This is a genomic window from Lachnospiraceae bacterium GAM79, assembly GCA_020735665.1.
Taxonomy (GTDB): domain Bacteria; phylum Bacillota; class Clostridia; order Lachnospirales; family Lachnospiraceae; genus Coprococcus.
Map to the genome: position 1 here is coordinate 1642298 of CP085928.1, position 18410 is coordinate 1660707.

Sequence of the window (18410 nt, forward strand, 5' to 3'; positions counted from 1 at the left end):
GAGAGTGCTTTTTACTTTATAGAACGAACTTTCCTATATAGCAAAAATCCGGATACAGCAATTCTGCCATATCCGGACTTCTACTAAAATATACATGTTATCTGTTCTGCTTATGTCTTTATCCTATGATTGCCTTGATTTCAGCTTCACTCATTTCGGTTACATCCATGATCTGCTCCAAGGAATAGCCTTTCTTATGCATTTTCAGGATAATACCAGCTCTTTCTTCCGACCTTCCAACAGCCTTGCCTCGTGCTTCGCCTATCGCTATTCCAGCGGCTTCGCCCTTTGCATATCCCATTTCCTCTACGCCTTCACTCAGATTGCACATGATCTTCACCCCATCTCTTATACCGCGTCTCTCTACCGGTATATCATACTCCTGTTTCATAAGCTTCAATTTTTGTTCTGCCGTCATTGTCTGCGACGCTTCCAGATTGATGATCATTTTTGCCAGTCCATCCCTCATCCGCACATAGAAAATGATGTCAAAACACACCTTGCCCTCATCGATCTCGGAACTTTCTGTGTTCAGCCCGACAATCCGTTCACCGGTTCCGGCATCTACCATTTCTTTGTTCGTTAGTCCGGGTTCTACCGGAACCTGACTGATATACGGTTCGCCCTCGATCAGCGAAGCAACCATATCTGCATCCATACCTTTAAATTCTTCTACTAACCTGATCAGTATATGCGCCAATATGATCTTCTGTCCAAGCAAGCGCTTGGCACTGGCATCATACTGTGCTTTCTGATATGTCGCATCAGCGGAATATACTAATTCATTATCCATGTTCCATCTTCTTTCCTGACAGAACAGAATAACATGCGTATTTTTTTGCTTAGTATATTGCCGCCATCTCTCCAAATTTGATTGTAACGGATATCAAAGGGGAAAACAAGTTTAACCATAAAAAATCCGGATACAGCATCTCATATCAAATAAAATATAACAAAACCCCTGTCTGCTATAGATTCATATATTTCTCATATCCATAACAGGCAAGGGTTTTATAAATTTATTTTCTAATTATTTTATCTTCCATGTCTTTACATATCCAATGGATTTCTTTTTCATCTGTTTCTTTAAAGCTATCTTTATCATATTGGCAAATGCCTCTCCACCAAGGGATACTACGGTATAACCTTCCAGTTCTGACGGAATATTCAAGACTGCCTTTCCTTCCACAATCTTCAACATAAGACCGCCTTCAACACCCTTTACAATCTCTATGGTCTTCTTTTCTTTATCCAGTATGCGATACTGATAATATCGATTCTCCGTTGTATAAATCGTATCAGTCTCTTCTGCATGCACTTCAGATACCGTAGATATCGTTCCCTGATTTTCAAATAATTCCCCGATCATCCCTGCTGCCATGACAAGCACCATAGCTACTGCCATCATTTGTAACTTTCTTTTTCCTATCTTCTCTCCTTCTTATCCCTATAACCAAAAGGGTCTGAACAATCTGATATACCAAACCGGAGAATACCTGCATTACAAATATCCTCCGGTTCATAATACCAGAATTATCTAAACCTGTAAATTAAGCTCTGAGTTCAATACCAAGCTTTCCTAATTCTTTTACAAGCTTCTCAATGATCTTATCGACTTCTCCGGCCTCTAAGGTTCTGTCTTTTGCACGGAAAGTCATCGTGTAAGCAACAGACTTCTTACCGGCTGCGATCTGCTCGCCTTCATATACATCAAAGAGCTTATAGCTTTCAAGCAGCTTGCCGCCACACTTCTTGATCAGTTCTTCTACCTGACCGACAAAGATGCTCTTATCCATAACCATACTCAAGTCTCTGGTACTTCCAGGGAACTTTGCAATACCTTCATACTTGATATCAAAGGACGACAGTGCTACGACATTTGGCATATCGAGAACTGCTACATATACCTCACCCTTTAAGTTATAGTTATCACAGGTTTCCGGATGAAGCTGACCGAGATAACCAACAACGGTATCGTCCTTTACGATATTTGCCTGACGACCCGGATGCAAGAACGGATGCTCTGTTGTAGGAACATAGGTACAGATATTCTTCATACCAAGGTTATCGAATAACTCCTCGATCACACCCTTTAAGTTGAAGAAATCACCCTCGCCGTACATACCGATCGTGAGCTTCATACGTTCTTCCGGAAGCTCTGTCAGTGGAAGCTGCTTTGGAAGATATACATTTCCGAACTCGTACAGACGTGCAACCTTATTCTTACGATTGAAGTTCGTTGCAAGAGAAGTCAGCATACCATTTAAGGATACCGTTCTCATGATACTGAAATCCTCTCCCAGCGGATTTGCGATCGTGATCGCCTTTCTGTAGACAGAATCAGCAGGAAGCAGTAATTTGTCAAATACCTTCGGGCTTTCAAATGAATAGCACATACCGCCGGAGAATCCGTTCCCTTCCAGAATGTTTCTTGCAATGTCATAGATTCTGTGGCTGTATGGCTTCTTACCTACGGTAGCTTCACCCTTTGGAAGTGACATCGGAATCTTATCATATCCATAGAAACGGGCAACTTCTTCTGCCAGATCTGCCATGCAGTTTAAATCCTGACGGAAGGTTGGAACAGTAAGTGTCTTTGCTGCTTCATCATATGTTAATTCCAGCTTGCCGAATATATCAAGCATAGTCTTTTCATCAATATCGGTACCAAGAAGCTTGTTGATCTTTTCAGGCTCAAATGGAAGCACTTTAGGCTGTACAGGATCCGGATATACATCAACCATACCGCCAACAACTTCACCTGCACCCATTTCTTCGATCAACTGGCATGCACGGTTGATTGCTTCTTCTGCAAGGTTTGGATCCAGTCCCTTTGTGAACTTGAATGCAGCATCCGTTGCAAGTCCGAGTCTTCTGGATGACAGACGGATATTGGTTCCGTCGAAGCATGCTGCTTCAAATAATAAGGTCCGGATATCATCTGTTACCATGGAGTTCTCACCACCCATGATACCTGCGATACCAACTTCTTTTTCTCCGTCACAGATCATCAGGACATCCTTATCCAGCTTTCTCTCCTGACCATCGAGTGTCACAAATGTATCGCCATCCTTTGCACGTCTGACAATGATCTTATTTCCTGCGATCGTAGACAGATCATACGCATGCATTGGCTGTCCGTATTCTTCCATTACATAGTTTGTGATATCAACCAGATTGTTGATCGAACGGATTCCCTGTGAAGCAAGTCTCTCTCTCATCCATTTTGGTGATGGGCCAATCTTTAAGTTCTTTACAACTCTTGCGCAGTAACGCTTACACAGATCTGTGTCCTGTACTTCTACAGATACATAGTTATTTACATCTTCGTCATTTCCTGTTTCCTTGATCACCGGTGGGTAGAACGGCTTGTCAAATGTAACAGCAGCCTCTCTTGCCATACCGATCATGGAGAAGCAGTCTACACGGTTTGATGTGATCTCATATTCTACAACGACATCATCCAGACCCAGTGCCTTTACTGCATCGTCACCCGGCTTTACATCTGCTTCCGCAGGAAATACATAGACACCGTTTTCCGGTGCTTCCGGATACAGCTCTCTGGATGATCCCAGCTCCTCGATCGCACACATCATACCATAAGATGGCACACCACGAAGCTTGCCCTTCTTGATCTTGATTCCATCAGCAGGAAGCTCCCCGCCATCGTGTCCGCCTGCTACTTTACCACCGTCAAGTACGGTAGGAACCAGATCTCCTTCTTTTACATTTGGTGCTCCGGTTACGATCTGAAGCAGCTCATCTGCTCCGATATCGACCTGACATACAACCAGCTTGTCAGCATCCGGATGCTTTTCTATCTTAACGATCTTACCAACTACGATCTTTTCAAGATTCTTGTCTTTTTTCTCAAAACCTTCTACATGTGAACCGGAAAGTGTCATTGCATCGACAAATTCCTGTGCCTCTACATCAAGATCAGGCACATATACTTTTATCCATGAAAGTGGTGTATTCATTTTTCTATCTCCTTTTCCTGTTTTTTAGAACTGCTGTAAGAAACGTACATCGTTTTCGTAAAGAAGACGCATATCGTCGATTTCGTATTTTAACAGTGCTACACGCTCCAGACCGATACCAAATGCAAATCCTGAATATTCCTCCGGATCAATGCCACAGTCATGAAGTACCTTTGGATGAACCATACCACAGCCAAGGATCTCGATCCAGCCGCTTCCCTTACATACACGACAGCCCTTTCCGCCACATTTGAAACAGGTTACATCCATCTCTGCTGATGGCTCTGTGAATGGGAAATGATGTGGACGGAACTTAACCTTTGTGTTTTCACCGAAGAATTCCTTTGCCCACTGCTGTAAGGTTCCCTTTAAGTCAGCCATCGTAATGTTCTTATCGATAACCAGACCTTCTACCTGATGGAAGGATGGTGAATGTGTTGCATCTACTTCATCAGCTCTGAATACTCGTCCCGGTGAAAGAATACGGATCGGAAGGTTGCCCTTCTCCATGATTCTTGCCTGTACCGGAGATGTCTGTGTACGGAGCAGGATATCCTTTGTGATATAGAAGGTATCCTGTTCATCCTTTGCAGGATGATTTGCAGGGATATTTAATAATTCGAAATTATATCTATCATATTCAACTTCAGGGCCTTCTACGATCTCATAGCCCATACCGATGAATACACGTTCCAGATCTTCAAGAGCGATCTGATTCGGATGTCTGTGTCCATCGATCTTCTTGATTCCCGGAAGGGTAACGTCGATCGTTTCGCGCTTCATCTTCTCTGCACGAAGTGACTGATTGATCTTCTTTGACTTTTCCTCTAAGGCTGTCTCAATCGCCTGTCTTGCTTCATTTACCATCTGTCCAACCTTTGGTCGATCTTCAGGTGCTACATCTTTCATACCCTTTAATACCTGGGTCAGTTCACCTTTCTTTCCGAGTACAGATACTTTTACATCATTTAAGGATGTCAGTACATCTGCTTCATTGATCTTGGCAAGTGCTGCTGCTTTGATTGCCTCTAATCTGTCTTTCATCTTTCATTCTCCTTAAATTAAAATAAATTAAAAATAAAAAAAGCCCCAGTCCACAAAGGGACGGAGCAACCGCGATACCACCCTGATTCTGACACCCGGTCTTCCCGGAACTGCCAGCACTCATTCTATGTTATAACGGTCATAACCCGTTATCTCCTACGCTTCCTTTTAAGGAATCCTCAGAGATAAAACTCGGATGTGAAATTAAATGAAATATGGTGCTCGACCAGGCTTCCAGCCGATGACCCGGTCTCTCTGTCAGACATATCCCATCTTTTGCATCTTCAACGTCTTCTCTTCCATCCGCTTATAGTCAGGATGGTTAAAACTATACTTAAATATAGCACATTTTTAATATGTGTCAATAACTTTCTTCAACGACCCATTCATTATCTGTTACAGAAAATGTAAGCTTCGCTCTCAGATTTCCTTTGTCGTCTGATAACATGATAACCGACTGTACACCTGTATCCGGGTCGGATGCAACGGCACCGCCGTTTTCTGAAAGCGCGATCTGAAGCGGAACTCCCTGATTATAGAGTGTAATACTTCCCATTCCAAGCGATGTAAACATCTGTTTAAAATACTTCGCCTTATCTGCCGCAGGCATATCTACGAAGTTGCCGGCATTATCCTTACAGATGATCGTCCCTGTACCGGAGCCGTCATCCGTCGAACCGGAATATGTGACAGCACGAACGGCATACCCTGCTTCATTTGCTTCGATCGCCATATTTACAACTGCCTTTTGCAGCTCGGATGCCGTATCCAGATATACCTGTAATCTGGATTTCTTGATATATTTAATAAGCGCCGGAGCAAGTGCTCCTGCAAGAATAGCCATGATCGCAATTACAATGATCAGTTCAACCAGTGAAAAGCCTTCATTTTGTAAGAATCTTTTTTTCATTTTTTCTCCTCTCATCGAATTCAAATTCCCCATTCATTTATACGCTTAGTATATTTCTCTCATCCATATTTTTCAATATTTTTCTGCTATTTTTTTTCTTTTCCCGAGAATTTTTTCTGAATCTGATCCCTGAGCTTAATAAAAATATCCCGTATACTATCCCTGAAGAACAGATTTAATTCAGCACCCAGCAGCAGGATATACATACATATATATAACCAGAGCATAGCGATTACCATACTTCCAAGGTTCCCATACATATAAGTATTGATTCCAAAATAAGTAAGATAGGAAGAAAACGCTGCTGATAACAGAACCCAGCATACGGTTGTAAATACCGCCCCCGGTATTGCTGTCTTAAGGCGCAGGTGATTATCCGGCAAACGACAGTATATCAGCAGAATAACGGCAAATACCAATACCGGTGCGGTTAACAGTCTCGAATAGAAAAATACCTTTTCTGAATAATCCACCCAGTTCGTCTTTGCCAGTATATCTTCCATGATCGTATTTCCCAGAACATATACACCTGCCAGTGCGATCAGCATAACGCAGAAAATTAACGTATATAATGCATTTGTCAGTCTTCTTAATATATAATTCTTAGTATCCTTTGTCCGATCCATAAAATTGAGTCCCCGTTCGATCGCCATCGTTCCCTTTGCTGCCGACCAGATTGCTACAATCGCTGATATGATCATTGTCATCCCAACCTGAGCACTATAGATCTCATCCACCATATAGCTGAGCATATTCGCCATATCACCGGGAATGATTTCTTCTATCAATGCCACAAATTCTGCCTGAGTCACCGGCAAAAATCGTATACCGATCAGGAGCATCATGGCAAATGGGAAAAATGAAAGCAGTAAAAAGAAAGCTGCCTGTGCCGCAAACGCAGACAACTGATTGTCTTTGTTAATTCCCATCACTCCCTGAACCATCCGGACAATAGCAATATTCTGAACTCTGTCTATCACCCCTGTGACCTTATTCCTGTATTTTTTCATCTGTTACAAATCCTGTCTCATTTATTTTTTTTATTTCTGCTCCATAAAAATAATGCAGCAGAATCTTCTCATATTTATAGCCCTTTTTCGCAAGATCGTTTGCTCCGTTCTGGCTCATTCCGACACCATGGCCAAAACCGCCGCCATATAGATGATACGCCCCTTCTTTGTCCTTTTCGATATAAAAGTATGCACTTGGCAACAACGACCATCCGCTCACTCTGCTCTCATCCTGTTTTACAATTTCGACTTCAAACGGATATAATACCTGCCGGATCGCCATCTGGCCATCAACCTTTACAGCACCCTGTTTTCCGTATATTACCATACTTTGTGCGATTCCGCTATTTCCTCTTTCTGTTATTATGATATTTTTTATCGTCCCAAGAATCTCTTCTGCTTCCTGCCCCGCAAATTCGGTTATTGCATCCGATTCATTCCCCTCTTTATCATAAAAAGTAAGACAACCGGCAGCCACCTGCGAAAGCCCCTGTGACACAGCCGACTGCATCTGCTCTTTACTATAGTCTATCGACCAGCGATACATCGGTTCTTCTTTTTCAATACTATTCACATATATCTTCTTATCTATAAAATCACGAAAAACCTCCTCTGTAGACAGTCTTCCATCCCCGATCTGAAAATATCCATGATCAAGCATAACAGGTGTACTATTTAGCTTTGCTTCGGTCTCTGCATAAGTCTCCAACTGATCGTTCAGATATGACAATTTATCTCCTCCCCATACATCATCATTTCTGCATGTGGTTCCGCATGAAGTAGAAAAAAAATATGCCTGTACCATATCTCCATCGCAAGTGAGCACTTCACCTGCAGTCTCCTGTACCGCCTCTATCGTTTCCGGTGTTTCAAATATATTGTTGTATACCTGACAGGCTGTCGTATCATCAAGATCGGCACCATACTTTTCATATGCATGATCTCGGATTCTGTTTACCGCATAACTTCTGGCACAGATTGCCTGTGCCTTTAATGCCTCCTTCTCATAGGAAGATGGCATCTCACTGGATACAACCGCATACAGGTATTCTTCCAGATCAATCTCATTTGTAACGATATACCCTTCCTTTTTCTGTATGTGTATAGTTCCGTGATAGGATGGCGTTCCGTCTGATTTTTCAAAATTTTTAAGTACGATCCGGTCAGAAGCGGTCTCAGGCTCCACCGTGATATAATCAAATGTATTCTCCTCAGCAAATGCCGCTACATCAAATACATCATTTCTCTTATACGAGATGGTCTTCTTTCCGTCCACATTTACATTATATGTTCCGGCACAACTGATGCTCACCGTATCCTGTAGATAGACTCCATGATTCGACAACAGTACCTTCACCTGTTCCGGCACCACAGGTTTTATTTCTGCTTCTTTTTTCTCATCCTGTCCGTTCTTCTTTTTTGTATCTGTCTCTTTGCTTTTTTTATCCGCATGCTCTGCCGCCGTCTGCGTACGTTCTCTTATATTCGAAAATATACTGATATCCGCCCGTGAAAAAATATCATCCACATCCGTTTTCTCGCTTACTGCCATCTTTGCCGCATACAGGGTACCCACAACCAACAGACATGTTATGCATAATGTAATAAATTTGATTAATTTTTTCATATATTCTCCATTTTTCGGGTATACTTTAACACAGAAAAAGCAGCATCTTAGATGCTGCTCTTTATCTTTCGTATAAAACTGAAATGCGTTCCTGCATTTTGAGTCCTAGCCAATGCTAGGTGGGCAACCGCAACTGAATCTCTGTCTTCCACGTATTAAAGAGGCATGACATCACAAGCAGCAATATAGGAATCCCTTTTATTCAAATGTAGGTTCAAAATCGCAAGAAGCTTAGTACATCTCAGCTTTAACGTAATTATACTATAGGCCTTTTTTACATGCAATACCTAAAATTTGAATAATGGTTTCTTTTTTTCAGTCAGAAGAATTGAAAAAACCTTTATCCCTGTAGTATAATGCATCTAAGTATGAAAATTTCTACTGTTTTTTACAAGGCAGGGATTAATAAAATATGGCAGGTAAACCGATATGAGTAAAACAATATTGACAATTATATTTGGCATCCTATTGCTTCTGGTTTTTATTTTTCTGATTATCTGGACAATCAGCTCTTCCGGGAAAAAGGTATCAACGACACGCAGCAAACGATCTGCCGCCGCCAAACGGAATCTTGAAAATGATCTTTTTGACGAAATTGATGATATTGACGAAAGCATGGGATACTGGTACAACAAAGAAGATATGGCCGATGCCGATGAGATCATGAAAATCCGGTATCAACACTATTTCAACAAATTAGATGAATGTATTCGTGATCTGGTTATCGAGATGTACGACTGCGGTCTTGTGCGAACAGAGGAACTATATTCCATCGCCTATGGTCAGGATGCTCTGACTCCCGATTCCGTTGTTTACCGGATCTCGGATGATTCCGGCGAAGACGAAGCCAACGTCCATGCATCCCTCTCTCTCCCACCGGTTTCTGATGAAGCTCAGCGTAAAATATATGAAAAATGGAGCGGATATGTAAATGAACTTCTGGAAACGGTAGATATAGAGACCTCCGATGACAACAAAAAAGCAATCATTGACGGACTGATGACCTACGGAAGAAAGAATCTCCGCACACTGCTTTACAGTCCGGAATAAAATTAATCAGAATTATAAATCATTAGAAAGATATATAAAAATGGAACTTATTAAACCAAATTTATCGCAACTTGATATTTTAAACCGCTATTTGAAAGGAAGCAGCATTAAAGATTGCGGCTTCTGTACCGGCAATGCAATTCTATGGGCAGAAGAATACCATGTCTCTTATGTAATTCTTTCAGAAATGCTTGTTTTTATAGCTGAAGAAGATGGCAAACCTTCTTCTTTTACCTTTCCGATCGGCATTGGTACAGATTTTATAAAAGATATACAGAACCCGGATTATCTGCTGAATGCGCGTTCTGTATTTGATGAAGTCTGTACCTATTTTCATGCTCAGGGTGTTACACCATGTGTACACTGTGCTACACCGGAAATCTATGAAATTATCACAGGCTGGTATGGAAAGGAATTCCCTTACACACTGGATCCCGGTGATTTTGACTATATCTATACGGTAGAAAAGCTCACATATCTCCGTGGCAAAAAGCTGCACGGCAAACGTAATCATATCAATAATTTCATGCGTAATTACCCGGACTATGAATATTACACGATCACGGACGAACACATAGATGCATGTCTTGCGATCGCCAGATATTGGGTGGAAAAACACGATGTCCTACAGCCTGAGCTTGCCGAAGAACATGCTTATGAATATAATATTATCCGAAAAGCCCTGTCAAACAGGAGAAAAATGCAGATGACAGGCGGAATCATATACGTCAATCACATTCCTTCTGCATTCACACTGGGCGAGCCCTTGACCAATGATACTTTTGATGTACATTTTGAGAAAGCGGACGACAGCATTGACGGCATCTATCCTATGATCAACAAAACATTTGTTGCAAACGAACTTCAAAATTACACATATGTAAACAGAGAAGAGGATCTGGGACTTCCCGGGCTTCGCAAATCCAAAATGTCTTATGTTCCTGACATTTTATACAAAAAAGGAATCATTACCCTAACCGGTCTCTATGATTAGAAAACGGTTTTTAATTTTATTACACAAAAGAATGGAGAATCAAAATGAAAAAAGAAAATTGCATCGTAGCTCAATCCGGCGGTCCAACCGCTGCCATCAACGCTTCTCTTGCCGGAGTGATCGATGGAGTAAAAAAATCCGGCAGCTTCACCCGTATCTACGGTTCTCTCCACGGCATAACCGGAGTACTTGAAAATAATCTGATGGATATGTCTCTGATGGCTCTTTCTCATTTCCCGATGTTAAATACCCTCGAACTGACACCTGCCATGTATCTCGGTTCTTGCCGATATAAGCTTCCGGACTACGATAAAGATCCTGTTCCTTATGAACAGATCTTTGAACGTTTTGAAGAATACGGAATTGCAGCATTTTTCTATATTGGTGGAAATGATTCTATGGATACGGTTATGAAACTCAGTGCATATGCAGAAAGTATTCATTCTGATGTCAGGATCGTCGGTATACCAAAGACGATTGACAACGATCTATATGCAACCGACCATACCCCGGGCTTTGGCTCTGCTGCCAAATATGTAGCTTCCACCATGCTTGAGATTGCACACGACGCTTATATCTATAAGATTCCGGCTGTTATCATCGTAGAAATAATGGGGCGCGATGCAGGATGGCTCACAGCATCCTCTGCACTTGCCAGAACAACTTACAGTCAGGCACCGGATCTCATCTATCTGCCGGAAGTTGCATTCTCAAAAGAGCAGTTCTTAAAAGATGTAAAAAACAAGCTTACCAAACAAAAAACGGTTATCGTAGCTGTCTCAGAAGGAATCCACGATGCTGATGGTAATTATATCAGTTCTGATTCTGCAGTTGCTGACAAATTCGGTCATGCACAGCTAAGTGGTGCCGGAAAAGCCCTAGAATATCTTGTACGTGATGAAATCGGTGTAAAAGTTCGTTCAATCGAATTAAATGTATTGCAGCGCTGTGCAGGTCACATTGCTTCCAGAACAGATATCACAGAATCCTTTGCTCTCGGACAGGCCGCAGTCAAATATGCCGCTGAAGGTAAGACCGGTATCATGGTTACGATCAATCGTATCTCCAATGATCCATATCAATGGATGATCCAGTCGGCTGATGTATCAAAGATCGCAAATGAAGCAAAGTCCGTACCATCAGAGTGGATCCATCCGGATGGAAATGATGTCACAGACGAGATGATCGACTATCTCCGTCCTTTGATCATCGGTGAAATATCCCTCCAGTATAAAGACGGACTTCCAGTTTATCTCCCGGTCGACCATTTATTACATTAAATTTATATATGAATAACAAAGAAACAGTAAAATATCAATATACACAAAGCGAATAAAGCTTTTTTGTTCATATCGCACATATGCACACTTTATGTCAAAAAAAAATTACTTTATATTTTCAAATAGTTGTTTTTATGGTCATAATTTGTTCATAATTATCCGATACTATATAGACAGTTCTTAATTCATAATTTTTTTCTTTGTTGTTGAAGATATTAGATAAGCCCTTTTCTTTTCGAGAAGGGCTTATTTAAATTTATAATAACAGTCAGTCCGGCTCCTGCTCCGGGCACACAACAAAAAGCTCTCCTTCGGATAACAGACTATAACAAGCCTGCTTCTCAAAAGAGAGCTTTTCCCTTTATTTTATGTTACATAAGATTCGTATATCCAACCAGCATGGAATCAACCGCAACCGCTGCCTCTCTGCCCTCATGGATCGCCCATACGACCAGAGACTGTCCTCTGTGCATGTCACCGGCAACAAATACCTTAGGAACATTTGTTGCATAAGACTTCGGACATGCAGTCTTTACATTAGTACGCTCATTTAATTCTACACCAAAGCTGTCTGCTACGTACTTCTGGCTTCCAAGGAATCCTGCCGCGATCAAAACCACTTCACAGTCAATCACATATTCGCTGTCAGGTACTTCTGTCATATTCATACGACCGGTTTTTGGATCTTTCTGCCAGTCAAGCTTTACGCATTTTGCTCCTTTGACATTTCCATCCTTATCCTTTATAAACTCTTTAACTGTTGTCTCATAGATACGAGGATCATGTCCGTATACTGTGATTGCTTCCTGCTGACCATAATCTGTCTTGCAGACTCTAGGCCATTCCGGCCATGGATTATTTTCCGCCCTCTGATCCGGAAGCTTCGGCATCATCTCGAGCTGTGTGGCACTCTTTGCCCCTTCTCTAACAGCCGTTCCTACACAATCATTACCGGTATCACCACCACCAATGACCAGAACATTTTTTCCCTTGCAGTTCACGAACTGTTTATCTGCAAACTTCGAATTTCGAAGGCTCATTGTGGTTGTCTTCAAGAAATCTACCGCAAAATAGATTCCCTTCGCATCTCTGCCTGCTGCCTTGATATCTCTCGGATTAGAAGCACCACAGGCAAGTACGATAGCGTCATATTCCTTTAACAGATCTTCCGCCTTTACATACTTCTGATTTGGATTCTTCAGGTATCCTGTTATCTGATCATCCTTTGGATAAGGTGCCTTCGCCGAAGATTTTCCGGTTGCTACTTCCGTATTTAATACGAAACGGATACCTCGTTTCTCCATATATGCAATCTTGCGGTCGATCACTTCTTTTTCAAGCTTCATATTCGGAATACCGTACATTAACAGTCCACCAGGTCTGTCACTTCTCTCATATACAGTAACCTCATGCCCGCGGCTGATCAACATATCTGCCACAGCAAGTCCGGACGGACCGGAGCCTATCACCGCAACCTTTTTATCTGTTTTTCCTTTTGGAGGCTGATCATTTACCAGACCATTTGCATAAGCATATTCAATAATCGCACGTTCATTCTCTCTTACCGATACCGGATCTCCGTTAATGTTACAGGTACAGGCTTTCTCGCAGAGAGCTGGACATACACGGCTGGTAAATTCAGGGAAATTATTGGTCTTACTCAGTCTCGCATAAGCATGCTCCCAGTTATCGTTATAGATCATATCGTTCCATTCCGGTATCAGATTATTCAACGGACAACCGGATGCCATACCGCCGATCATCATTCCTGCCTGACAGAACGGGACACCACAGTCCATACATCTGGCAGCCTGGATCTTCTGCTCTTCAAGACTTAAAGGTATATGGAACTCATTGAAATTCTTAATTCTTTCTTCCGGAGCGATCTCTATACTGGTTTCTCTTTCATACTCTAAAAATCCCGTTGGCTTTCCCATATCTATTTACCTCCATTTTTAATCCTGTAAAATGCTTCTATCGTTGCCTGCTCACTGTTCAGACCTTTTTCTTCCAGTGCGACAATCGTGTTCATCATCTTTTCGTAATCCTTTGGAATGATCTTCTTGAATTTTGGAAGATATTCATCGAACTTATCCAAAATCCGTTTTCCTACCTCTGAATTTGTATAATTTACATGATCCATGATCATCTGCTTTAATTCACCGATCTCGTATTTATCGGTTACGGCCTCGACATGAATCATTCCCTTATTCAGACGCTTATACAGATCATTCTCTATATCCAATACATATGCGATACCACCGCTCATACCTGCGGCAAAATTCTTTCCGGTGCGTCCAAGAACTACTACCTTACCGCCTGTCATATACTCGCATCCATGGTCACCGACGCCCTCTACAACTGCAGTTGCACCGGAGTTACGAACAGCAAATCTTTCACCGGCTACACCATTGATATATGCTTTACCGCTGGTTGCTCCATAAAGTGCTACGTTACCGATGATGATATTATCTTCATGGACAAATCTGGCAGATCGTGGTGGATATACGATCAGCTTACCACCGGAAAGTCCTTTTCCGAAATAATCATTGCTGTCACCAACAAGCTCCAGCGTCAGTCCCTTCGGTACAAATGCACCAAAGCTCTGTCCACCCGCGCCATTGCATTTTACAAGGTAGGAATCATCCTCCAAAGTCTCTCCATAACGTTTTGTAATCTCTGATCCAAATATCGTACCAACGGAACGATCCGTGTTTGTAACATCGATCTCGATGCTCTTCTTCTGTCCTTTTTCAAGGGCAGGTCCAAGCTTCTTTAACAGAACACGCATATCGATCGTCTTCTCCAGCTGGAAGTCATATGGATGCTTCTCGTTATATTTTATCTTATTCTGAGGTGCATCAATATATGGATTATTGATGATAAGTGACAGATCAACATTTCTGTCCTCTGCGCCCTTACCTGCATATAACAGATCGGAACGTCCTACCAGCTCATCCACAGTTCTGACACCAAGCTTCGACATATATTCACGAAGCTCCTCTGCGATAAATTTCATAAAGTTAATAACATATTCCGGTTTGCCCTTAAATCTCTTACGAAGCTCCGGATTCTGTGTAGCAATACCAACCGGACAGGTATCCAGATTACACACTCTCATCATTACACAGCCCATTGTTACCAGTGGAGCTGTCGCAAATCCGAATTCTTCTGCACCAAGCATCGCCGCGATAGCAACATCACGTCCGGTCATCAGCTTACCATCTGTCTCCAGAATAACTTTATTACGAAGATCATTCTTGATCAATGTCTGGTGTGTCTCTGCCAAACCAAGCTCCCAAGGAAGTCCTGCATAATGAATAGAGTTATTTGGTGCCGCACCGGTACCTCCATCATAACCGGAGATCAGGATAACCTGTGCTCCTGCCTTTGCTACACCGGCTGCAACTGTACCAACACCGGCTTCTGATACCAGCTTTACAGAAATTCTTGCATCTCGGTTTGCATTCTTACAATCATAGATCAACTGTGCCAGATCCTCGATCGAATAGATATCATGATGAGGTGGTGGTGAGATCAGGCTGACACCCGGAGTTGACAATCTGGTCTTTGCGATCCAAGGATATACCTTGCCTCCCGGAAGATGTCCACCTTCACCGGGTTTTGCTCCCTGCGCCATCTTAATCTGGATCTCTTTTGCGCTGACCAAATATCTGGATGTAACACCGAATCGTCCCGAAGCTACCTGTTTGATAGCTGAACAACGATTCTTGCCATCTTTTCCTATCGTTAATCGTTCAATGGACTCTCCACCCTCACCGGAATTGGATTTGCCTCCGATCGTATTCATTGCGATCGCCATGCACTCATGTGCTTCCTGTGAGATAGAACCATAACTCATAGCTCCTGTCTTGAATCGTTTTACGATTGATTCAACCGGCTCTACTTCTTCCATTGGAATCGGATTCTCCGCATATTTGAATTCCATCAGGCCTCTCAGATGGAATGGTTTTGTCTCATCTTCCAGACATGCGGTGTACTGCTTGAACAGGTTATAATCACCACGTCTGGTTGCCTGCTGTAACAGGTAGATTGTCTGTGGGTTATACAGATGTTCTTCCTTGCCGCTTCTGAACTTGTGTGCACCGATACTTGTCAGTGCGAGGTTAGTATCCAAACCGAGCGGATCAAATGCTGATGAATGAAGAGCATCTACCGTCTCCTCGATCTCTTTGATACCGGAACCGCCTACACAGCTTACTGTATTAGTAAAGTATCTGTCGACTACTTCTTTTGAAAGTCCGATACATTCAAAAATCTGTGATCCCATGTATGACTGGATCGTTGATACACCCATCTTGGATGCGATCTTTACAATACCATGCATGATCGCCGCATTGTAATCATCAACAGCCGCATTGAAATCTTTGTTTAACAGGTGACTGTCAACCATCTGCTTGATCGTCTCGATCGCCAGATATGGGTTAACCGCACACGCACCATAACCAAGCAGCGTTGCAAAATGATGAACATTTCTAGGATCGGCACTCTCAAGGATGATTGCAACCGATGTACGCTTTTTTGTTCTTACCAGATGCTTCTGCATAGCCGAAACAGCTAATAATGAAGGAATCGCAACATGAGTTTCATCTACGCCACGGTCTGATAAGATCAGAATATTCACACCGTCACGATACAACTTGTCTGCTTCTACAAACAATCGATCCAAAGCTTTTTCGAGTGATGTATTCTTATAATAAAGAATCGGAAGAACGCCAACCTTAAGTCCCTCTACCTTCATATTCTTGATCTTTAAAAGATCTGTATTTGTAAGGATCGGATTATGGATCTTTAATACATGACAGTTCTCCGGCTTCTCTTCCAGAATATTTCCATCCTTTCCGAGATATACGGAAGTCGATGTTACGATCTCCTCACGAATCGCATCAATTGGAGGATTTGTTACCTGTGCAAATAACTGTTTAAAGTAATTAAACAATGGCTTGTGGCTGTTTGATAATACTGCAAGCGGAGTATCAGTTCCCATCGCACTGATTGCCTCTGCTCCTTTTTCAGCCATTGGATAGATTGTATTTTTAAAATCTTCAAATGTATAACCAAATGCGGTCTGGAGTTTTGCACGCTCTTCATCTGTATATTCTTCTACACGAATATTCGGTATCTTAAGATCATTTAAATGAACCAGATTACTGTCAAGCCATTCACCATATGGTTTTGCTTTTGCATATTTCTCCTTGATCTCATCATCTGATATCAATCTTCCGTTCACTGTATCGACTAACAACATACGTCCCGGTCTCAAACGGTCTTTTTTCACGATCTTAGATGGATCGACCTCTAACACACCAACTTCAGATGAAAGGATCAAATAATCATCATCTGTTATATAATATCTGGAAGGTCTGAGTCCGTTACGGTCAAGCACTGCACCCATGATATCTCCATCTGTGAACAGGATCGATGCAGGTCCGTCCCATGGCTCCATCATTGTTGCATAATACTGATAGAAATCTTTCTTCTCCTGGCTCATAAATCGATCATTTTCCCATGGTTCAGGGATCGTGATCATAACTGCCAGCGGAAGCGGAATACCATTTAATACAAGGAATTCAAGACAGTTATCCAGTCTTGCGGAATCGGAACCATTTGGATCAAGTACAGGCATAACCTTGTACATCTCGTCCTGCATGATCGTAGATTCCATTGTCTCTTCTCTGGCGATCATCTTATCTTCATTTCCACGAATCGTATTGATCTCACCATTATGGCAGAGATAACGATACGGATGTGCCCGAAGCCAGCTAGGAGTTGTATTCGTGGAGAATCTCGAATGTACAAGTCCGATCGCTGATTCATAATCCGGATCCTGAAGGTCGTTATAGAACTTACGAAGTTCTCCAACTAAGAACATACCTTTATATACGATCGTTTTACTGGAAAGTGATGGTACATAGGTATCATCATTACTTTCTTCAAATATTCTTCTGACAAAGTAAAGCTTTCGGTCAAAATCAAGTCCCGTTTTCACGCTGTCAGGTCTCTTGATAAATGCCTGCATAATGCACGGCATAACATCAACAGCCTTCTTTCCAAGAATTCCCGGAGTAGTCGGAACCATTCTCCAACACAGGAACTCAAGTCCCTCTTTCTCGACAATAACCTCAAACATCTTCATTGCCTGTTTTCTTGGCAGTTCATCCTGCGGAAAGAAAAACATACCAATACCATAATCACGTTCTTTACCCAGATCATATCCGAGCTCCGCAACTGCTTTCTTAAAAAATTTATGTGAAATCTGAAGAAGGATACCTACACCATCACCGGTTTTTCCTTCTGCGTCTTTTCCTGCTCTGTGTTCCAGATTTTCAACAATCTTTAACGCATTATTTACGGTTTCATGTGTCTTAATGCCTTTGATATTAACAACGGCACCGATACCACAGTTATCATGTTCGTATTCTTCACTGTATAACCCTGGATTTACTACGTTTCTGTTATCTTCCATGCTCGTTTTCCTTTCCAACTTATTGCCA

The 18410-nt window shown here is 42.0% G+C and carries 12 protein-coding genes; 3 read left to right on the forward strand and 9 right to left on the reverse strand.

Going from position 1 to position 18410, the window contains the following annotated elements; translation table 11 throughout:
- Nucleotides 1–118 precede the first annotated feature (118 nt).
- From LK416_07345 to LK416_07375, 7 genes are all read right to left on the reverse strand, one after another.
- A complete protein-coding gene (locus tag LK416_07345; protein ID UEA73522.1) occupies nucleotides 119–793 on the reverse strand; it encodes a hypothetical protein in 675 nt (224 codons plus the stop codon).
- A 237-nt stretch (nucleotides 794–1030) separates the two neighbouring features.
- Nucleotides 1031–1408, reverse strand: coding sequence for a hypothetical protein (locus LK416_07350; protein ID UEA73523.1), 378 nt, complete (start codon nucleotides 1406–1408; stop codon nucleotides 1031–1033).
- Between the two features lie 142 nt (nucleotides 1409–1550).
- Entirely contained in the window at nucleotides 1551–3980 is a 2430-nt protein-coding gene (gene pheT, locus LK416_07355; protein UEA73524.1) for a phenylalanine--tRNA ligase subunit beta, read from the reverse strand.
- A gap of 24 nt (nucleotides 3981–4004) precedes the next feature.
- Entirely contained in the window at nucleotides 4005–5024 is a 1020-nt protein-coding gene (pheS, locus tag LK416_07360; GenBank protein ID UEA73525.1) for a phenylalanine--tRNA ligase subunit alpha, read from the reverse strand.
- Nucleotides 5025–5385: 361 nt separating this feature from the next.
- Complete coding sequence (locus LK416_07365) at nucleotides 5386–5934, reverse strand: type II secretion system GspH family protein (protein ID UEA73526.1); 549 nt, start codon at nucleotides 5932–5934, stop codon at nucleotides 5386–5388.
- A gap of 86 nt (nucleotides 5935–6020) precedes the next feature.
- The gene (locus LK416_07370) at nucleotides 6021–6944 is read right to left on the reverse strand and encodes a YihY/virulence factor BrkB family protein (protein ID UEA73527.1); all 924 of its coding nucleotides are present in this window, start codon (nucleotides 6942–6944) and stop codon (nucleotides 6021–6023) included.
- Nucleotides 6925–8571: a SpoIID/LytB domain-containing protein gene (locus tag LK416_07375; GenBank protein ID UEA73528.1), complete on the reverse strand. Its 1647-nt coding sequence runs from the start codon at nucleotides 8569–8571 to the stop codon at nucleotides 6925–6927. The genes LK416_07370 and LK416_07375 overlap by 20 nt, the downstream gene beginning before the upstream one ends.
- Nucleotides 8572–9000: 429 nt before the next feature.
- On the opposite strand from LK416_07375, the gene LK416_07380 reads away from it, so the two are divergent.
- Genes LK416_07380 through LK416_07390 form a run of 3 tightly spaced genes read left to right on the forward strand, consistent with a single transcriptional unit; the run spans nucleotide 9001 to nucleotide 11895 of the window.
- Entirely contained in the window at nucleotides 9001–9621 is a 621-nt protein-coding gene (locus LK416_07380; protein UEA73529.1) for a hypothetical protein, read from the forward strand.
- Between the two features lie 40 nt (nucleotides 9622–9661).
- Nucleotides 9662–10615 carry a phosphatidylglycerol lysyltransferase domain-containing protein gene (locus LK416_07385; GenBank protein ID UEA73530.1) on the forward strand — a complete coding sequence of 318 codons (954 nt, stop codon included), beginning with the start codon at nucleotides 9662–9664 and terminating at the stop codon, nucleotides 10613–10615.
- 44 nt (nucleotides 10616–10659) lie between these two features.
- Entirely contained in the window at nucleotides 10660–11895 is a 1236-nt protein-coding gene (locus tag LK416_07390; protein ID UEA73531.1) for a 6-phosphofructokinase, read from the forward strand.
- A 371-nt stretch (nucleotides 11896–12266) separates the two neighbouring features.
- Here LK416_07390 and LK416_07395 read toward each other — a convergent pair whose 3' ends face one another.
- Nucleotides 12267–13832, reverse strand: coding sequence for a glutamate synthase subunit beta (locus LK416_07395; GenBank protein ID UEA73532.1), 1566 nt, complete (start codon nucleotides 13830–13832; stop codon nucleotides 12267–12269).
- Between the two features lie 2 nt (nucleotides 13833–13834).
- Nucleotides 13835–18382 (reverse strand): glutamate synthase large subunit, encoded by a 4548-nt coding sequence (gene gltB, locus LK416_07400; protein UEA73533.1) that lies wholly within the window; start codon nucleotides 18380–18382, stop codon nucleotides 13835–13837.
- Nucleotides 18383–18410: the final 28 nt, after the last annotated feature.